This is a genomic window from Mesorhizobium sp. M2A.F.Ca.ET.067.02.1.1, from assembly GCF_004023285.1.
In the GTDB taxonomy this organism is placed as follows: domain Bacteria; phylum Pseudomonadota; class Alphaproteobacteria; order Rhizobiales; family Rhizobiaceae; genus Mesorhizobium.
Map to the genome: position 1 here is coordinate 1 of NZ_RZSB01001268.1, position 860 is coordinate 860.

The window sequence follows — 860 nt, forward strand, 5'->3', positions numbered from 1 at the left end:
GCGGCCGCCTGCCTTGCTTTCGTAGAGCGCAAGGTCGGCCAGCAGCATCAACTCAGCGCCGTTCGAGGCATGCAGCGGCGCAAGCGCGACACCCACCGAGATCGACAGCGGAATGATCTTGCCTTCATGTCTTTTGCCGGCGCGCATCGCATCGAGCAGCCGGCGCACGTCCTTGTTGATGACGGCGACGTCGCCATGCGGAACCATGACGCCGAACTCGTCGCCGCCGAGGCGACCGATGACGCCGTCCTCGAAGATGCGCTGCGCTTCCGCGACCAGATGGGCCAGCGCCAGGTCGCCGAACTGATGGCCGAACGTGTCGTTGAGCTGCTTGAAATGATCGAGGTCGATCAGAAGCAGGCTTGCCTGGCGACGGTTGCGCAAACCGCCCAGCCGGTCGCGCAAGGCTTCGATGAAATAGCGCCGGGTCATGGCGCCGGTCATGGCATCGACGGTGAGAAAGCGGTGCTTCTCGGCTTCGGCATCCTCAGCCGATTGCAGGCGCTGGACGACGCTCGAGCGCATATACATCAAGACCAGAAGCGCCATCAGGGTCGATGCCGCCGACATCATAAGCGCGCCGTCGCGGGAAGCGTTCTCCGTCAGCGCGAAGGCCGCGAGCCCGGTGGCGGCGATGCTCATCACGAGCAGAGCCTGGATGCCGCGATAGATACGGCCGCTATGATCCTTGATTGTCGCCAAGATACTCATGTCCGCGCCCCCACAGCACGCGCCATGGCTAGAACCTCAGCCGTTAACAAACGCTGAGCGCGGCGACCGTCTTGACCTGTTCTCTGGCGGCTGGATCGAGGCGGCAATTTTATGGTTAAAAAGCAATGATTTATGACAATATTCAGACA

Annotated in this window: 1 protein-coding gene; it reads right to left on the bottom strand. The window is 61.7% G+C overall.

The window, feature by feature from the left end; genetic code table 11:
- On the bottom strand, positions 1-711 hold a 711-nt coding region (locus EOA28_RS37230), incomplete at its 3' end, for a GGDEF domain-containing protein (protein WP_148671182.1).
- Between the last annotated feature and the right edge of the window lie 149 nt (positions 712-860).